The sequence below is a fragment of the Streptomyces sp. NPDC020299 genome (assembly GCF_044387825.1).
Lineage (GTDB): Bacteria > Actinomycetota > Actinomycetes > Streptomycetales > Streptomycetaceae > Streptomyces.
The window spans coordinates 44142-60259 of record NZ_JBIRWL010000025.1 but is presented as its reverse complement, the minus strand read 5'-3'; the positions used below and the strand labels follow the sequence as shown (position 1 = coordinate 60259).

Below are 16118 nucleotides of genomic sequence, written 5' to 3'. Positions count from 1 at the left end.
CCGATCAGCCCCGGGTCAGCTTCTTGTAGGTGGCACGGTGCGGACGCGCGGCGTCCGGGCCGAGCCGCTCGATCTTGTTCTTCTCGTACGACTCGAAGTTGCCCTCGAACCAGAACCACTTCGACTCACCCTCGTAGGCGAGGATGTGCGTGGCGACACGGTCGAGGAACCACCGGTCGTGGGAGACGACGACGGCGCAGCCCGGGAAGTCGAGCAGCGCGTTCTCGAGGGAGGACAGCGTCTCCACGTCCAGGTCGTTGGTCGGCTCGTCGAGGAGCAGCAGGTTGCCGCCCTGCTTGAGGGTGAGCGCGAGGTTGAGCCGGTTGCGCTCACCGCCGGAGAGGACCCCGGCCGGCTTCTGCTGGTCCGGGCCCTTGAAGCCGAAGGCGGAGACGTACGCGCGGCTCGGCATCTCGACCTGGCCGACGTTGATGTAGTCGAGCTCGTCGGAGACGACGGCCCACAGCGTCTTCTTCGGGTCGATGTTCTCGCGGCTCTGGTCGACGTACGAGATCTTGACCGTCTCGCCGACCTTGATGTCGCCGGAGTCGGGCGTCTCCAGCCCCTGGATCATCTTGAAGAGCGTGGTCTTGCCGGCGCCGTTCGGGCCGATGACCCCGACGATGCCGTTGCGCGGCAGCGTGAAGGACAGGTTGTCGATCAGCACCTTCTCGCCGAAGGCCTTGTTCAGCTTGTCGACCTCGACCACGACGCTGCCCAGTCGCGGGCCCGGCGGGATCTGGATCTCCTCGAAGTCCAGCTTCCGCATCTTCTCGGCCTCGGCGGCCATCTCCTCGTAGCGCGCCAGACGCGCCTTGGACTTGGCCTGCCGCCCCTTGGCGTTGGACCGCACCCACTCCAGCTCTTCCTTGAGCCGCTTCTGCCGCTTGGCGTCCTTCGCGCCCTCGACCTTGAGGCGGGTGGCCTTGGTCTCCAGGTACGTGGAGTAGTTGCCCTCGTACGGGTAGGCGCGCCCGCGGTCGAGCTCGAGAATCCACTCGGCCACGTTGTCCAGGAAGTACCGGTCGTGAGTGATGGCGACCACGGTGCCCGCGTACTTGGCGAGGTGCTGCTCCAGCCAGTTCACGGACTCGGCGTCGAGGTGGTTGGTGGGCTCGTCGAGGAGCAGCAGGTCGGGCGCCTCGAGCAGCAGCTTGCACAGCGCCACACGCCGCTTCTCACCACCGGAGAGGGTGGTGACGGGCCAGTCGCCGGGCGGGCAGCCCAGCGCGTCCATGGCCTGCTCGAGCTGGGCGTCGAGGTCCCAGGCGTTGGCGTGGTCCAGGTCCTCCTGGAGCTTGCCCATCTCGTCGAGCAGCGCGTCCGAGTAGTCGGTCGCCATCAGCTCGGCGATCTCGTTGAACCGGTCGAGCTTGCCCTTGATCCCGGCGACACCCTCCTGGACGTTCTCCAGGACGGTCTTCTCCTCGGTCAGCGTGGGTTCCTGCATCAGGATGCCGACGCTGTAACCGGGCGAGATGAAGGCGTCACCGTTGGACGGCTGCTCCAGCCCCGCCATGATCTTCAGCACGGTCGACTTACCGGCACCGTTCGGACCGACGACGCCGATCTTCGCCCCCGGCAGGAAGTTCAGGGTGACGTCATCGAGGATCACCTTGTCGCCGTGCGCTTTGCGCGCCTTGCGCATGGTGTAAATGAACTCAGCCAAGAGAAACCGTCCGGCAGCTTGAAATCTGGCAGTGGGCAGATACACCCCATCTTGCCGTACGGCCACCCCTGGGCGGAAACGCGTTGGGGCGGGCACCTCTGACCTGGGGCTTCGGTGTCGGCGGGCGGGGGGCTTCCGGTGCTGTCGGGTGTCGTTGAGTGCCGTGCCGATCGGGGATACCTTGGTTGCGTGGCCGAAGTCGTTCTCCGGGGGCGGTCACGCGGCGGTGGGGCTCGCCGTACCCGAACCGTGGCATCCGGTGCCACCAACAGTCCCTACTCGTGAAGTCATCTCGGCCTCTGTGTCGGCCCGCGCGAGTAGGAGGGTCACGGAATGAAAGACATGGGAACGGCCCTGCAGCTGACGGTCTTCGTCGAGGAAAGCGACACCTGGCACCACCGGCCCCTGTCCGCCGAGATCGTGCACCGTGCCCATGAGGCGGGGCTGGCCGGCGCGACGGTGCTGCGTGGGGTCGAGGGGTTCGGGGCCTCGTCGGTGATACACGGGCCCCGGTTCCTGTCGCTGAAGCAGGACCTGCCGCTGGCGATCATCATCGTCGACGACGAGGAACGGGTACGCCGCTTCGTTCCGGTACTGCGCGAACTGATCGACGAAGGGCTCGTGATCGTCGAGCGGATCGAGGTCGTCCAGCGCGCGGAGCGGGACCCCGTTCAGGCGCATGCCTAGGTCAGCCGAAGGCCGCCTGGGCGAAGGTCATGCCTATGAAGACGGCTCCGAGCCCGGCCACGACCGAGGCCACCACGTTGGCCACGGCGAGGAAACGGGCTCCGGCCTCGGCCAGGCTGAGCGTCTCGTAGGAGAACGTCGAGTACGTGGTCAGGGCCCCGCACAGGCCCGTGCCCAGGAGGAGCTGGATGCTCTGCGAGCCGGCTCCGGCGAGGGCCGCTCCCGCCAGCGTGCCCAGGATCATGGATCCGGTGACATTGGCCGCGAACGTTCCCCAGGGGAACGTACTGTCGTGGTGCGCCTGGACGGTCCGGTCGATCAGATACCGCAGGGGGGCACCGACGGCTCCACCGAGGATGACGAGCAGATACCTCATGAGGCCGCGGCCTCCCGGCCCTTGTAGTGGACCACCTCCACTTCCTGCACGGTGATGAGGCCGCTCACGGGCAGTTCTCCGAGCTGGGACATGAACGCCCGGATGCGGTCTTCCTCATCGACGATGACGATGGCCGTCGGCAGGTCGTCGGCCATGGACAGCAGTCGCGTGGTGTGCACGACCGATGTCGCCCCGAAACCCTCCACGCCCCGGAAGACCGTCGCCCCCGCGAGGCCGGAGGCATGGGCGCGGTGCACGATCTCCGTGAACAGGGGCTTGTGCTGCCAGGTGTCGGTGTCGTCGACGATGATCGTCAGGCGCAGTGCGCGTCCGTGGAGTCTCATGATCACGGTCCTCTCGTCACCAGGATGCGCCGGATGGCGACCATGCCGGTCTTCGCGGCGGCCAGTGCGATGACCACGGTCGCCGCCAGGTAGGCCAGGGCGATGCCGGCCCGGTCCGCACGCACCAGACGTTCGATGTCGACGCAGTACGTGGAGAAGGTCGTGAAGCCACCCAGCACGCCCGTGCCGAAGAACGGGCGCAGCAACGGGTGCACCGTGAGGACTTCCGTGATCAGCACCATGAACATGCCGATGACCAGGCACCCCACCGCATTGACACCCAGCGTCGTCCACGGGAACCCGGCCTTGCCCGTCGGCCAGAGCAGTGCCGCTTCGTAGCGGGCGGTGGCGCCCAGGGATCCGCCCACCGCGACGACTGCCAGTACCTGGAGGAACCTGCGGCGGGCCTCCCGGCGTGCGCGTGACTGTGCCGCCGCGGACTCTTCCACCGCCGCGGTCGCAACCGAGTGCCGCCCGGGCTCATCACTCACGTCGCCTCGCCCCACATACTCCGAGGCCATCCGGCTCAAGGCGAACCTTTAAATCAACCCTAAGACTCCCGCCGCCGGAGCAGTACCAGCACCCCGCCCCCGATGACCACCAGCCCGATCGCCACGCCCGCGATCAGCGGGGTGATCGGGGAGCCGCCCGTCGCGGCCAGGTTCGTGTCGGTGGTCGTGCCGCCCACCGATGCGGGGCTCGGCTCGCTGAGGGTCTGGACGGTGTCGCCTGTCGCGGCGGCCTGGGTGTGGCAGTCCAGGACGCCGGTGAAGCGCTGCTGGAAGCCGTTCGGGCCGGTGATGGTGAAGTCGTAGGCCTGGTCTTCCTGAAGGGGGACCGTCACCGTGCGGGTGGCGCCCGCGGGGATGGTGTACTCGGTCTCCATCAGCGAGAAGGTGAACGGCTTGTCGCCCGTGTTGGCGCCGGTGATCTCCAGGGCGCCCTTGGCGCAGTTCTCGGTGGCCGACAGCGCCGGTATCGCGCCCTTGGCGGCCCAGTCGGCGCTCGCGGTGGCGGAGACCGTCGACTCGCTGGAGCCGGCCAGGATCTGGGTCTGGCTGCGGCTGTCGGAGGTGAAGGCACGGCCGACCGGGACGCTGGTCGACGCCTGCACCGTCAGCTGGGCCGCCCCTCCCCCACTGCTGAACGCGTGGGCGGTACCCCCAGCCGCGTCCTCGGGGACGTCGAAGAAGAGGCGGCTGCCGTCCGCGGCCGACGTGACCGGCTTGCCGGTCTTGTCGACTATGCGGACGCCGGTGATCGCCGCGTCCGACGGCGGTGTCACCGTCACGCTGCGCGCGTTGGTGTGCACGGTCACCGGGCCGAGCAGTCCGCCGGGCCGGCCGGAGACCGCGGGCGGGTCGAGGGTGAGGGAGGCGGCGGGCTCCGCCATGGAGCGGGCGCTCTTCTCCAGGTAGTCCGCGAGCTTCTCGGCCTGCGGGTCGACCGCGTCCACGTGGGCGCCGTCGGACCAGCGCCAGATGGCGACCTGCGTGCCCGCCGCGGCGTCCTGCTCGGTGAGGCCGCGGACACCGGCCCGGCCGGCCAGTGCCGCGAGGTCGTTGACCTGGGGGTAGGAGTTCTGCAGGATCCAACGGATCCTGCCCGCGTTCTTGTTGGTGCCGAGCGAGGTCTCGCTCCAGGGGGTCTCCTGGTACTTGGCGTCCTTCTGCGTGGGGTTGCGCAGGTCGACGCAGTACGTCTGCAGGGTGCCGCCGCCCTCGACGGACATCTCGAACAGGCCCGCGGACACCCGCTGGTCGCCGCCGTCCTCGTGGATCACGGCCTCGCCGTACGTCTTCAGGCCGCCGATGGTGGCGGTCGCGCCGCCCTGGTGCTGCGACGTCCCGTCGGCGGCGGCCGCACCGGCTCCGGCCAGCAGCCCGGCGGCCACCAGCCCGGTGACCAGGGTCGCGGCGGCGACGCGGGCCGGCCCGCGGCCGCGCGCGGCACGCACGGACGCCATGGCGAACCCCGAGGGCCCTGAGAACGCAGAAAGCACTAAATTCCCCTTCGAGCAGGACCCGTTGACGTGGGGGGAACGGTCCCACCAGCAGAATCAGCAGCCCTGAGAGCTACGCCCGGCATCTTATGGATCAAGCGCGCCGCGCTCGGCGGTCATATCGTCGGATGACCGATCCGACTCGGAATCGTTATCGCGGCTGTGGCTGACGTCACGTCACCGCGACGGGTTCCGGCTGCTGTTCCGCGGGCGGTGTCTCCCAGGTGGGTTCCGGCCGGCGCGGGAGCGCCGGCTCGGGCCTGGGCGTGCGCAGGAAGGCCGAGGTGCCGCGGGCCATGTCGTGGCCGATCGCCGCGGCGTCGATGTCCGCGGAGACCCACTTCTGCCCGTCGCGCGTCTCCTCACGCACCTTCAGCCTGCCGTGGACGACGACGGGATCGCCCAGGTTGAGCGAGGCCGCCACGTTGGCGGCGAGCTGACGATTGGCCCACACGGTGAAGTAGTTCGTGCTGCCGTCCGTCCAGACGTTCTTCTCGCGGTCCCAGTAGCGCGGCGTGGCCGCCAGCCGGAACCGCACCGACGGGCCCGAGGCCAGATCGCGGTAGGTCAGCTTCGTCGCCACGTTGCCCACCACGCACACCATCGTCTCGTTCATCGCGGATCCCTCCCTTACGCGTACGGGCCCGTCCCGTACGGCTGCGTCCGGTGCCGTCGATCGCGTACCGCCACGTCGTGCGTCGCGATCGCCGTGGGACCAGACTGCCGCCGTCGGGACGGGCCCGCCGAGCGCTGTGGACCACCGGCCGGCTGTGGAGAACTCCCTCACCCGGACGAGTGGTTCACCTTCCCGATGGCAGGGATCACCCCACTCTCGCCCCCGCTCTCGTCACCCGCCCGTACTGCTCCCGCACCTCCCGGTACCGCAGCAGCTCCGCGGCCACCGGATCGAGCACCCGGGACCGGCCGCAGCCCGCCGCGGCCTCCCGCAGCCGGCGTTCCGCCTCGAGGCCGTAGCGCCGTGCCGGGCCCCGTGCCGCCATCCGGCAGCCCCATTCGACGAGCGGCCCGCCGACGATGCCGGACACCATCAGCAGCACCGGCACGCCCAGATTGGGCGTCATGACGCCGACGATCTGCCCCAGCAGCCACAGGCCGCCCACGATCTGAAGCAGGGTCATCGCCGCCTGGGCCAGCACGGCCACCGGCCACCAGCCCGGCCGCGGCGGGCGCCCGGCCGGCATTCCGGCCCGTGCCGCCAGCTCGTCCAGCGTCTCGGACAGCCCCTGGGAGCCGCGTACGGCCGCCTCCCGCACCGCCTGCGCCCAGGGTGTGGGCAGCCCCGCCGAGGCCCGGTCCGCCACCGTACGGACCGCCTGCTCGACGCGCTGGCGGGCGGTGGCCTCCTCGTCCGCCGGGAGACCCACGGAAAGCCGTCCCGTGGTGGGTTCGTGCCGGCCCTGGCACCACCGCCACAACCGCATCCAGGGCGTGCCGCAGGCGCGGTTGGCGTTGCGCAGCCAGGCGCGTTCGGCGGCCTCGCCGGCGGCGGTGGCGCCCACGGCGTCCGCGAGCCGGGCAGCGAACTCCTCCCGCGCCTCCTCGCTCAGCCCGATGCGCCGCCCGGTGGCGTACACCGGCCGCAGCCGGTCGGCGGCGGCGTCCACGTCGGCCGCGATACGGCGGGCCGCCGCCCCGCGCTCGGACACGAACTGCTCGAGCGCCTCACGCAGATCGCCGATGCCGTCCCCGGTGAGGGCGGACAGGGCCAGTACGACGGCGCCCGATTCGCCGTACTCCCCCAGGGCGACGCCGTCCTCGTCGAGCAGCCGCCGCAGGTCGTCCAGGACCTGGTGGGCGGCCTCGCCGGGGAGCCGGTCGACCTGGTTGAGGACGACGAACATGACCTCCGCGTGGCCCGCCAGGGGCCGCAGATAGCGCTCGTGGAGCACCGCGTCGGCGTACTTCTCGGGGTCGACGACCCAGATGACCGCGTCGACCAGCCGCAGGATGCGGTCCACGTGCTCCCGGTGCTCGACGGCCGCGGAGTCGTGGTCGGGCAGGTCGATCAGGACCAGCCCGCGCAGCTGGTCGTTCTCCGCGCTGAGCATCGGCCTGCGGCGCAGCCGTCCGGGGATGCCGAGCCGGTCGATCAGGGTGGCCGCGCCGTCGCTCCAGCTGCACGCGATGGGCGCGGCGGTGGTCGGCCGCCGTACACCCGTTTCCGAGTGGGCGACCCCGGCGAGGGCGTTGAACAGCTGCGACTTGCCGCTGCCGGTGGCACCGGCGATGGCTACGACGGTGTGCTGGCCGGAGAGCTTGCGGCGGGCCGCCGCCTCGTCGAGGACCCGGCCCGCCTCGGCGAGCGTCCGGCTGTCGAGCCGGGTGCGGGAGAGCCCGACCAGTTCGCGCAGGGCGTCGAGGCGTGAGCGCAGGGGGCCGTCGTAGGCGAGGGGGGTGACCGGCTGGGCGCCGGCCTTCCTGGTGTCGAAGGCGGAGACCTGCTCGGCGGCGGCCGCGGCGGTGGCCTCGGTCACGCGCCGGGCGATGAGGCCGTCGTCCCAGACGTCGGCGGGGTCGTCCGCCGGTTCGGGGACGGCGGCGTCCCGCACGCGCGCGTGCTGCCCGTTCCGCGCCTGCTCGCCCTTGTCCGCCGCCTCACCTCCGTCCGTGTCCCGTGCGTCCTGCGTGTCCTGCGCGGCGGTCTCCTCCGGGCGGGCCGGACGGGAGGCACCTGGTGACGGGTCCTCGGCGGGGCGGCCGTCCGCCTCGCTCACGGGGGTGGGGGGCGGCTCGTGGGGGGCCGCTTCGCCGGTGGGATCGGGGACGCTGTGATCGGCGCGGTCGGTGCCACCGTCCGCGCCGGGGTCCGCCCCGCGGTCGAGGGCGCGGTCCGTGCTGCGGTCGGGGCCGCGATCCGTACTGCGTTCGATGGGGTCGGCCTGACCCATGCGACCGATGTGGTCGATGCGGCCGGGTTGATCGTCCATGTGACCTGTGGTCTCCATGTGGCCGGTGGTCTCCATGTGGCCGGTGTGGTCCTGGTCAGTGACGGCGGTCACCGGTCACCTCTCCTTCTGCAGTACGGACAGCGCGGCGATGAGTTCGGCCTGGGGTTCGGGATGGACCTCGAGGGCGTCGAGCGGGGCGAGACGGCGTTCGCGTTCGCCGTGCACGACCCGGTCCACGTAGTCGGCGAGCAGCCGTCCGGCACGGTCCCGCAGCCGCAGCGCGCCGTGGGCGCCGAGCCGCTCGCCGAGCCCCTCGCTCGCGGAGCGCGCCCGGCGGCCGCCGAGCAGCGCGGTGGCGACCAGGGCGGCGACGAGCTCCGGGTCCGGGGCGACGCTGCGGTCGAGCTCGCGCACCTCGTCCTCGGCGTACTCCTCGAGCTCGCGCCGCCAGCGCCGTACGGCGAGCCCGATGCGGTGTTCGGCGCTCTCCGGGGACGGATCCCGTTCGGTGAGGCCGGGGCCGTCCGCGGCCGGCTCGCGCCGCCAGGAGTCGTCCACGCGCTCGTCGGCGGCGGTGACGGCGCACAGCAGCAGTGCGGCCAGGCTCTCCGCCAGGGCGTCGAGGAGTTCCCCGGGGGTGCAGTCGAGTGGGAAGGCCCGCCAGCGCTTGAGCGCGTCCCCGGCGAGCACGGCCCCGGCCTGCAGCCGTCCCCGTACGCGCGCGTGCTCGCTGTCGTACGCCGCGTCCACGGCGGCCGTGAGCCGCAGCGCGGCCGCGTACTGGGCGGAGGCGGCGGCGGCCAGTTCGGGCAGCCGCGCCTTGAGCGAGTCGAGGAGGCCGTACGCCGTGCGCCCCATGACGTGCTGCCGGGATCCGGGATCGTGCGTCTGCTGCAGGAGCCAGGCCCGCAGCGGGGCGACGGCGGTGGCCGGCAGCAGGCCCCCGCCCCAGGCCGACTCGGGCAGCTCGGGCACGGTGAACCGGGGTACGTCGCCGAGCCCGGCCTTGGCCAGCAGCGCGCCGTACTGCCGCGAGACCTCGGAGACGACCTGGTGGGGCACCCGGTCGAGGACGGTCACCAGGGTGACGTCGTACTCCTTCGCGGTGCGCAGCAGATGCCAGGGCACCGCGTCGGCGTACCGGGCGGCCGTGGTCAGCATCACCCAGATGTCGGCCGCGCAGATCAGTTCGGCGGCGAGGACACGGTTGTCTGCGACCAGGGAGTCGATGTCGGGTGCGTCGAGCAGGGCGAGCCCGCTCGGGAGGCTTTCGGCGGTCTCGATCCGCAGCAGGCGCGCGGGATCGTCGTTGGGAATCGCGAAGTCGTCGCCCGCATCCCGCTGGGGCGCCCACACGCGGTTGAGATCGGGCAGCACCCGCATGCCGCTGAACCAGTGATGGTCCTCCGGGTTGCAGACCAGCACCGGCGTCCGGGTAGTCGGCCGCAGCACGCCAGCCTCGCTGACCCGTCGCCCCACGAGGGAGTTGACCAGCGTCGACTTGCCGGCCCCGGTCGAGCCTCCCACGACCGCCAGCAACGGTGCTTCGGGCTCCCGCAGGCGGGGCACCAAGTAGTCGTCGAGCTGCGCGAGTAGTTCGTCGCGGTTGGCACGCGCGCGTGGGGCCCCCGCCAGGGGCAGCGGGAAGCGCGCGGCGGCCACACGGTCGCGCAGGGCGGAGAGTGCGTCGAGCAGCTGAGGCCGTACGTCCAAGGTCACCACATGCGAAGAATGCCCAATTTTGGGGGAATTCTGAAGCATATAGACATGTCTGCGCGCCGAAGGGACAGAACGGGCACAAGGGACTACTGGGGCACGGGCACAGTCCAGGCATAACGAGTGCACAACACCCGATGGCGTCGGAGGCCAAAAGCGGTGCACGATTCGTACCTGCCTGCGATTATCAGGACCGCTTCACTGAACCTCCACATCGAGCCACGGAGGCGAAGCAACAGGGACAAGGAACCGGGAGCCCTATCCTTGTCCCCGGCCCCCGTAGCTCAGTGGATAGAGCAGGCGCCTTCTAAGCGCTTGGCCGCAGGTTCGAGTCCTGCCGGGGGCGCCCATGTCCCGCCCTCCTCCGGGAGGGCGTTTTTGCTGGTCGCGCCGGACCCTGCCCGACCCGGGCCAGCCCCGCGAGCCCCCTCGACGATCAAGGACGGGCCGCGGGGCCGTCCGCCCGCCGCCGGGTCTTCGCGGTCGGCCGCGTCGAACACGCGTCGAAGCTCCAGGCCTGGGGTCGGCTGACGGTTCTCGGCCACCCGCCTCCCTGAGGAGGAGGCAGGGGGCGCAGGTTTGCCGCCCGTTCGGGTCAGGTTGCCGAGCGGAGCCTGCCGTAGCCCACGAAGTCGCGGATGCGCATGCCGAGTTGGAGCGGCACGGGCAGGCCATCCACTCGCACACGAAGCCCCGTTCTTCGACCGCTCACAGAGCAACGGCACGCGATCACCGATGAAGCCGGCCGCTTATCGGCGGTCATATTGTCGAATAAGAATCAGCACTTCGCCCAAATGGAGCGGAGTTAGAGATATAGCCAAGTAAAGCCTTATCGCCCACAAATGGGTGATTACGTCAATTTGGTGAGATTTCTGGTAACTATGGGATGGTCCGCCGTCGTTCCCTCTTTCCCGGAGCCATCCATGATCACTGCCGTCACATCGGAGCAGGTGGAGGAGCGGAGCCTCGCTTTCGAGGGTTTCGCGTACGAGTGCCGCATCGTCCATCAGAGGGCCCCGGTGACGGAACCGTTGGTGCTGCTCGGAGGCTCGTCCCAGAACAGATACTCATGGCAGGGACACGAGAAATGGCTGGCACCGCTGTGCACGCTGATCACCGTGGACCTGCCCGGTTACGGCGACTCGGATTTCCTGCCCGCGCGATACGACATCGACTTCCTCGCCGCCGCGCTCAGGAACATGCTGGTCGAGACCGGGGTGCCGCGGGTGAATCTCTTCGGCGGCTGCTTCGGTGAAGTCGTCGGCCTCCGCTTCGCGCAGCTGTATCCCGAGTTCGTCAGCCGCATCGTCTTCTGCGGCGCGGCGATGCGCCTTCCGGGTATCTACGCCGACGCCGTACCGCGGCTGTCGCGGGCACTCGAGCGCGGCGACATCACCGGGGCCGCCGACGGGCTCGTACGGATGTTCATGTCGAACCCCGGTGCCGGCCGGGTCCGCAAGCACGCGGCCGTGGCCCGCCTTCTGCACCGGCAGTTCATGAGCCAGACCCCGGACGAGCTCAAGAAGGCCGTGGAGCACAACACCAGGCTGATGACGCACGGCTGCTACCGCCCGCTGCCCGTGCCCCGCGTGCCGTCCCTGGTGTTCACGGGCGAGTACGACAGCCTGTGCACCCCCGAGATGGGCCGCGAGGTCGCCGCGACGATGCCCGTGGCGCGGTTCACGACCGTCAAGGAGGCCGACCACCTGGTCACGCTGGAGCGCATGGAGGAGGCCTCGGACCTGATCGGCCGGTTCTGCACCGACCGCCCCGTCGACGGCCTGTCGTACTGCAACGCCGTCGAGTCGCTGTGCGCCGCCGGCGTGTGACCTGACCGTACAAACGGAGAATGGCCGGGACCCGGTATCGGGTCCCGGCCATTCTCCGCAGGACGTCAGGACTACTTCTTGCCGCTGAGAGCGACGGTGCTGACGCAGCTGACCTCGCCCTCCGAGGAGGGGCAGGTCTGCGTCGAGTCGTTCACGACATGAACGTTTCCCTGCTTGTCGGTGGTGACGTGGTATTCGCTCACCTGCACGCAGCGGACGTGGCCGTTGCCGTCGTCAGCACACTTGCTGGGGTTGTCGGCACCGAAGGACTGAGCGGCCCCGACGCCGATCAGGGCGAAGCTCCCCAGGATCCCCGCCATCGCCGCGATCTTCTTCGACTTGAACATCTACCTTTTCCTTAGCTGGACCGGTACATGAGTACGGACCGGTACACGAGCCAGGCAGGCCCGGGCCCGGACACTCGGGTCCGAGCCACTAGGCCTGCCTAGATCACCTGACCAGTGATCACTTGCCGCCGAGAGCGAAGCCCTGGCTGCAGGTCAGCGACTTGGTCTCGCGGTTGTCCTGGTTGGCGAGGCCGAGAAGGGCGAGGTTGACGTTGACGTCGTCGATGTTGATGAGCCCCTGGGTCGACGTGTTCTGCTCGCACGACTGGTTCTGCTTGTTGTCGAGCTTGAACGCCGCGTCGTCGCCGGCCTGGCTGACGCCGGCGCCCAGCATGCTGACACTGCCGAGCATGGCTGCGACGACTGCGGCCTTCTGGTACTTGCGCATTACCTCTCCGTTTCTCGCTTCGGCACGGTTCGTGATGAACCGGCCACGTTCGGTGATTAACATAAGGGGCACTTCGGAATCTTTGGCAGTTGAAACGCCGAATCGCGTAAATTTCTCTAATGCGGCATTCGCAGACGGACTCGGGGCTCGAACACATGGGGTCCGAGCCCCGAGGCGCGCTAGATCACCTGACGGGGATCTACTTGATGCCGAAGGCCTGGCTGCAGGTCAGCGACTCGACCTCGCGGTTGTCCTGGTTGCCGAGACCCAGCAGGGCGGCGACGTTGACGTTGACGTCGTCGACGTTCACGAGACCCTGGGTGGTGTCGTTCTGCGAGCAGGCCTGGTTCTGCTTGTTGTCGAGACGGAACTTGCCGTCGTCGTCGTGGGCCTGGCTGACGCCGGCACCCAGGAAGCTGACACTGCCGAGCATGGCCACGACGACTGCGGCCTTCTGGAACTTGCGCATTACCTCTCCGTTTCTCATGTCCGACACGGTCCGTGATGACCGGCCACTGACAGTCACCAACGTAAAGGACATGTGCGGCTTTTGAAGGATGAAACGCCGAATTGCGTAAGTTTCTTGAAAAAGCTGGTTGTGTCACCACGGCGTGCCGCGCCCGGCACCGGGAGGGTGATCCGGGGAAGCACGCCGTGACTCGTCCGGCGCCGCCGCGTTGAGCGGGAAGTGCGGCCGCGTGTCCTGCTGCCGCAGCTACCAAGTCACTAAGGAGAACGTGATGTCTCGCATCATGAAGGCGGCCACCGTCGCCCTCGGTACCGGCGCCGTGGCCCTCGGCGGAGCCGGCCTCGCCATGGCGAACTCCGGGGCCGAGGGTGCGGCGGTCGGCTCGCCCGGCGTGGCGTCCGGCAATGTCGTCGAGGTGCCGGTCCACGTGCCGGTCACCGTCTGCGGAAACACCGTCACCGTCATCGGCGCTCTCAACCCGGCCCTCGGGAACGTCTGCGAGAACGGCCACCCGGTGACCGGATACGGCAACTGACCTGCCTTTGCCGTCCTGTTGTGAGAGCCCCGGTGCCGTCCAGCGCCGGGGCTCTTCCCATGGGTCCGCGTCACCTCACGCGTACCGGTAGATCCGGCCCACGTCCTCCAGTTCGCCGGGCGTCACGTTCCACGGCGGCAGTTTCTGGTGCCGTGCCACGATCCGGTCGTGCTGTGCCTCCCCGGGGCCCGGCGGCGTCGCGGGGAGGTAGCGGGCCCCGGGGTGTCGGCGCTGCCAGCGGTACCACTGGAGGTCGATGAAGGCGTGGTGCAGCCAGAAGACGGGGTCGTTGACGGAGGCGCCGCCGAGCATCGCCCCGCCGACCCAGCGGTGCACCAGGTTGTGGTTGCGCCAAGAGACGCTGTCCCGGCCGGTGTTCCAGCCCTCCAGCCTGTTGCGGAAGCCCCGCGTGACCGTCGAGTCCCAGGGCGCGACGTCGTAGTCGGGGTCCCGCAGCGCCCACTCCAGGTCGTTCCTCGTGGGCAGTTCGAGCGGATCGCGGGCGCGGCCGAGGTCGCGGGTGAGGAACTTCCCTTCGGTCACGCCCTCCTTGATGGTCCAGTGGCCCTCGCGATGGGCGAACGGCCCCGTCATCACGCGGCGGTCGGAGCCGCGTCCGTCGCCGCCGAGGAGGTCCGCCGTCCAGGGCACGGACGTGCTCGTGCGGTCCCGGGTCCAGTCCCAGTACGGAACGGTCACCGAGGAGTCCACGCGGCGCAGCGCGCTCTCCAGGTCGAGCAGGAACCGGCGGTGCCAGGGCAGGAAGGAGGGCGCCATGTGCGCGGTGCGCAGTCCGTCCTCGCCGTCGGTGGGGAAGTACGCGAGGTGCGTCCGCACGAACTCGTCGTACTCGCCCCGCCGTTTGACCTCCAGCAGCGCGTTGACGAACCGTCGCTTCTCACCCGCCGTGAGCGTGGCGGCATCCTTACGCACGTACGTCATGCCGGCCCCCCATGTGCGAGTGCCCCGCGTCCACCGGTCCCGGTGCCAGGTCACGCAGCCGCTCACCGAGACCGAGTTCGTCGACCGCGGCGCGGGCGGCCTCGAGCGGTGTCCGGTAGGGCCGGTAGTGGTCGACCATGCTCAGCCAGGTGCCGTCGGCCCGGCGCATCAGGTGCAGCGGGCGGCCGTCCACGGTGACACGCCAGTGGCCGTCCCCGGCCGGGCCGTCGGCGGGGGTCCACGTCCCCTGGATGCCGCGGCCGCGGTAGGTCTCCGTGAAGCCGGTGCCGTCCGGCGCGCTCCCGGACGGCGCTCTCCCGGACGGCGCTCTCCCGGACCCGGGTTCCCGGCGCGAAGGCCACTCGGCGACGACCACCGGGGCCAGCGCGGTGCCCAGTGCGCAGGCAAGCAGCCCGCGCGTCGCGTCCCGCCGTGTACTGCTGACGACCATGTCCACTCCTCGTACGGTTCGGGTCCGTACCCGTAACCGCCGAACGCGCCGAGCGGTCACCGCCGCTCGGCCAGGACAGTGATCGGCTCGCCGCGCACGACGGAGGGACGGCCCCCGGACTCCACCGGGGGCCGTCCCTCCGTACGGCGTGGCCTCAGACCTACAGCGACAGACCGCCGTGCAGCGGCTTGGCGTCGTGCAGCGCGGACGTGGCGTCCTTCGTCGAGTGGTGCAGCGGCCGGGCTTCGTTCAGCGCGTTCGCGGCGCCCTTCACCGACTCGATCAGCCCTTCCCTCTTCCCGGATGCGAGTTCCGACTGGTGCAGCGGCACGTCGAGGGGGAGCTTGGTGTTCACGGTGCCGCTGAAGCCGGTGTTCGCCACGTCCTCGGCGGCGAACGCGGGCCCGGCGACACTGGCGGCGATCAGGGACCCGGCAAGGACGGCGGCAGCCTTCAGGGACTTCATCGTGTTCCTTTCTTCGGCAACGCGGGTTGCCGGAGGTGACTCTCTGTCGCCGTGCCTAACGAGCCCTGACCGGTGCGGAAACCGGAGGCGCCGAAGATTGCTAGTCCTCATATGAGATTGCCGAAGGGCCGGACCTCACGCTCCGGTACGACGCTCGCGCGCCGCTCAGGAGGCCGGCGCCTGCACCGGCGCCGGCAGCGTGACGGCGGGGAGCGTGACGGCGGGAAGTGTGACAGCGGGGATCGTGTCGGCGGGGAGTGTGTCGGCCGGCTCCAGTGCCTCCGGTGTCGAGGCGGCAGGCGTCGGCAGCGCGCCGTCGATCAGCGCCCCGGTGAGCAGGTCGATGAGGTCGCCCAGCAGACCGCTGAGCGACGGCAGCACCTGGTCGGTGTCACCGGCGGTGATCGACTCCAGGAGGTCCTCCAGGGCCTTCTCCAGGTCGTCCAGCAGGTCGGCGGGGGCGGCGGCGCGCCGCTCGGACGCCCTGGGTTCTGCCCTGGCGACCACCTTGGCCAGGGCGCGCTTCGCCGGGCCGCCGAGTCTTCTGGCCTCGGCGGCACTCAGCCTGCCGTGGTCCGCCTTGAGCACGGCGGTCAGCAGGTCGGTGACCGGGACGACGTCCTTTCCGAAGGCGTTCAGCTTCCTGACCTGCGCGAGGAGCGCGTCCGCGCGGAGGCGCGGAGCGTCCGGCGACGTCGCGTGGCCGCGTTCGCGGGGAGAGTCGGCTGCCATGGCGGCCGGCCCGGTGACCCCGACAAGAAGGGCGGCGCACAGGGTGCTGGACGCGATACGCCGTGCGGGCAGAGCGCGCATGGGAGTTCCTTTCGATGGGCGTCTGATCCTGAGCCCACCGTGGAAGCGCCCGCGACTGCCTGCAACCGCTCAAGGTCTTTAGAGGGAACAAGGAGGGGAGGACGGGGGAACGACGCCGGCCGCCCTCCACGGAAGAACTCCGGGAGGGCGGCCGCCAAAGGGATGGTCGCCGGCG

At 70.2% G+C, this 16118-nt stretch carries 18 protein-coding genes and 1 tRNA gene; 4 read left to right on the top strand and 15 right to left on the bottom strand.

The features are described from left to right. Positions 1-4: 4 nt before the first annotated feature. Positions 5-1669 carry an energy-dependent translational throttle protein EttA gene (gene ettA, locus ACH45E_RS40475; protein ID WP_361453193.1) on the bottom strand — a complete coding sequence of 555 codons (1665 nt, stop codon included), beginning with the start codon at positions 1667-1669 and terminating at the stop codon, positions 5-7. 333 nt (positions 1670-2002) lie between these two features. On the opposite strand from ettA, the gene ACH45E_RS40470 reads away from it, so the two are divergent. Next, positions 2003-2356 (top strand): DUF190 domain-containing protein, encoded by a 354-nt coding sequence (locus ACH45E_RS40470; protein WP_361453190.1) that lies wholly within the window; start codon positions 2003-2005, stop codon positions 2354-2356. Between the two features lies 1 nt (position 2357). On the opposite strand, the gene crcB (ACH45E_RS40465) is transcribed toward ACH45E_RS40470, so the two are convergent. From crcB (ACH45E_RS40465) to ACH45E_RS40435, 7 genes are all read right to left on the bottom strand, one after another. Beyond that, entirely contained in the window at positions 2358-2732 is a 375-nt protein-coding gene (gene crcB / locus ACH45E_RS40465; protein ID WP_361453187.1) for a fluoride efflux transporter CrcB, read from the bottom strand. Next, positions 2729-3079, bottom strand: coding sequence for a DUF190 domain-containing protein (locus ACH45E_RS40460; RefSeq protein ID WP_361453407.1), 351 nt, complete (start codon positions 3077-3079; stop codon positions 2729-2731). The genes crcB (ACH45E_RS40465) and ACH45E_RS40460 overlap by 4 nt, the downstream gene beginning before the upstream one ends. Beyond that, the gene (crcB, locus tag ACH45E_RS40455) at positions 3079-3567 is read right to left on the bottom strand and encodes a fluoride efflux transporter CrcB (RefSeq protein ID WP_361453184.1); all 489 of its coding nucleotides are present in this window, start codon (positions 3565-3567) and stop codon (positions 3079-3081) included. The genes ACH45E_RS40460 and crcB (ACH45E_RS40455) overlap by 1 nt, the downstream gene beginning before the upstream one ends. 59 nt (positions 3568-3626) lie before the next feature. After that, positions 3627-5042: a Cys-Gln thioester bond-forming surface protein gene (locus tag ACH45E_RS40450; RefSeq protein WP_361453181.1), complete on the bottom strand. Its 1416-nt coding sequence runs from the start codon at positions 5040-5042 to the stop codon at positions 3627-3629. A 208-nt stretch (positions 5043-5250) separates the two neighbouring features. After that, on the bottom strand, positions 5251-5694 hold the full coding sequence (locus tag ACH45E_RS40445) for a single-stranded DNA-binding protein (RefSeq protein ID WP_361453178.1): 444 nt from the start codon (positions 5692-5694) through the stop codon (positions 5251-5253). A gap of 205 nt (positions 5695-5899) precedes the next feature. After that, the gene (locus ACH45E_RS40440; protein WP_361453175.1) at positions 5900-8098 is read right to left on the bottom strand and encodes a GTPase; all 2199 of its coding nucleotides are present in this window, start codon (positions 8096-8098) and stop codon (positions 5900-5902) included. Positions 8099-8101: 3 nt separating this feature from the next. Then, on the bottom strand, positions 8102-9709 hold the full coding sequence (locus tag ACH45E_RS40435) for a dynamin family protein (RefSeq protein ID WP_361453172.1): 1608 nt from the start codon (positions 9707-9709) through the stop codon (positions 8102-8104). Between the two features lie 267 nt (positions 9710-9976). Here ACH45E_RS40435 and ACH45E_RS40430 point away from each other — a divergent pair. Both ACH45E_RS40430 and ACH45E_RS40425 read left to right on the top strand, forming a co-directional pair. After that, a tRNA-Arg gene (locus ACH45E_RS40430) sits at positions 9977-10049 on the top strand. Positions 10050-10626: 577 nt separating this feature from the next. Continuing rightward, positions 10627-11532, top strand: coding sequence for an alpha/beta hydrolase (locus ACH45E_RS40425; RefSeq protein ID WP_361453170.1), 906 nt, complete (start codon positions 10627-10629; stop codon positions 11530-11532). 71 nt (positions 11533-11603) lie between these two features. Here the strand turns inward: ACH45E_RS40425 and ACH45E_RS40420 are convergent, their stop codons facing one another. From ACH45E_RS40420 to ACH45E_RS40410, 3 genes are all read right to left on the bottom strand, one after another. After that, complete coding sequence (locus ACH45E_RS40420) at positions 11604-11879, bottom strand: hypothetical protein (protein ID WP_361453167.1); 276 nt, start codon at positions 11877-11879, stop codon at positions 11604-11606. A 118-nt stretch (positions 11880-11997) separates the two neighbouring features. Beyond that, on the bottom strand, positions 11998-12267 hold the full coding sequence (locus ACH45E_RS40415; protein ID WP_361453164.1) for a hypothetical protein: 270 nt from the start codon (positions 12265-12267) through the stop codon (positions 11998-12000). Positions 12268-12466: 199 nt separating this feature from the next. Then, entirely contained in the window at positions 12467-12736 is a 270-nt protein-coding gene (locus ACH45E_RS40410) for a hypothetical protein (protein WP_361453161.1), read from the bottom strand. A gap of 271 nt (positions 12737-13007) precedes the next feature. Between ACH45E_RS40410 and ACH45E_RS40405 the strand changes: the two genes are divergently transcribed. Further along, on the top strand, positions 13008-13271 hold the full coding sequence (locus ACH45E_RS40405) for a chaplin (RefSeq protein WP_361453158.1): 264 nt from the start codon (positions 13008-13010) through the stop codon (positions 13269-13271). Positions 13272-13346: 75 nt separating this feature from the next. Here ACH45E_RS40405 and ACH45E_RS40400 read toward each other — a convergent pair whose 3' ends face one another. The 4 genes from ACH45E_RS40400 to ACH45E_RS40385 form a co-directional block, all read right to left on the bottom strand. Beyond that, the gene (locus ACH45E_RS40400; RefSeq protein WP_361453155.1) at positions 13347-14213 is read right to left on the bottom strand and encodes a tyrosinase family protein; all 867 of its coding nucleotides are present in this window, start codon (positions 14211-14213) and stop codon (positions 13347-13349) included. Beyond that, positions 14197-14664 (bottom strand): tyrosinase family oxidase copper chaperone, encoded by a 468-nt coding sequence (locus ACH45E_RS40395; protein WP_361453152.1) that lies wholly within the window; start codon positions 14662-14664, stop codon positions 14197-14199. The genes ACH45E_RS40400 and ACH45E_RS40395 overlap by 17 nt, the downstream gene beginning before the upstream one ends. 160 nt (positions 14665-14824) lie before the next feature. After that, positions 14825-15130: a hypothetical protein gene (locus tag ACH45E_RS40390; RefSeq protein WP_361453149.1), complete on the bottom strand. Its 306-nt coding sequence runs from the start codon at positions 15128-15130 to the stop codon at positions 14825-14827. 165 nt (positions 15131-15295) lie between these two features. After that, positions 15296-15943 (bottom strand): hypothetical protein, encoded by a 648-nt coding sequence (locus ACH45E_RS40385; RefSeq protein ID WP_361453146.1) that lies wholly within the window; start codon positions 15941-15943, stop codon positions 15296-15298. Between the last annotated feature and the right edge of the window lie 175 nt (positions 15944-16118).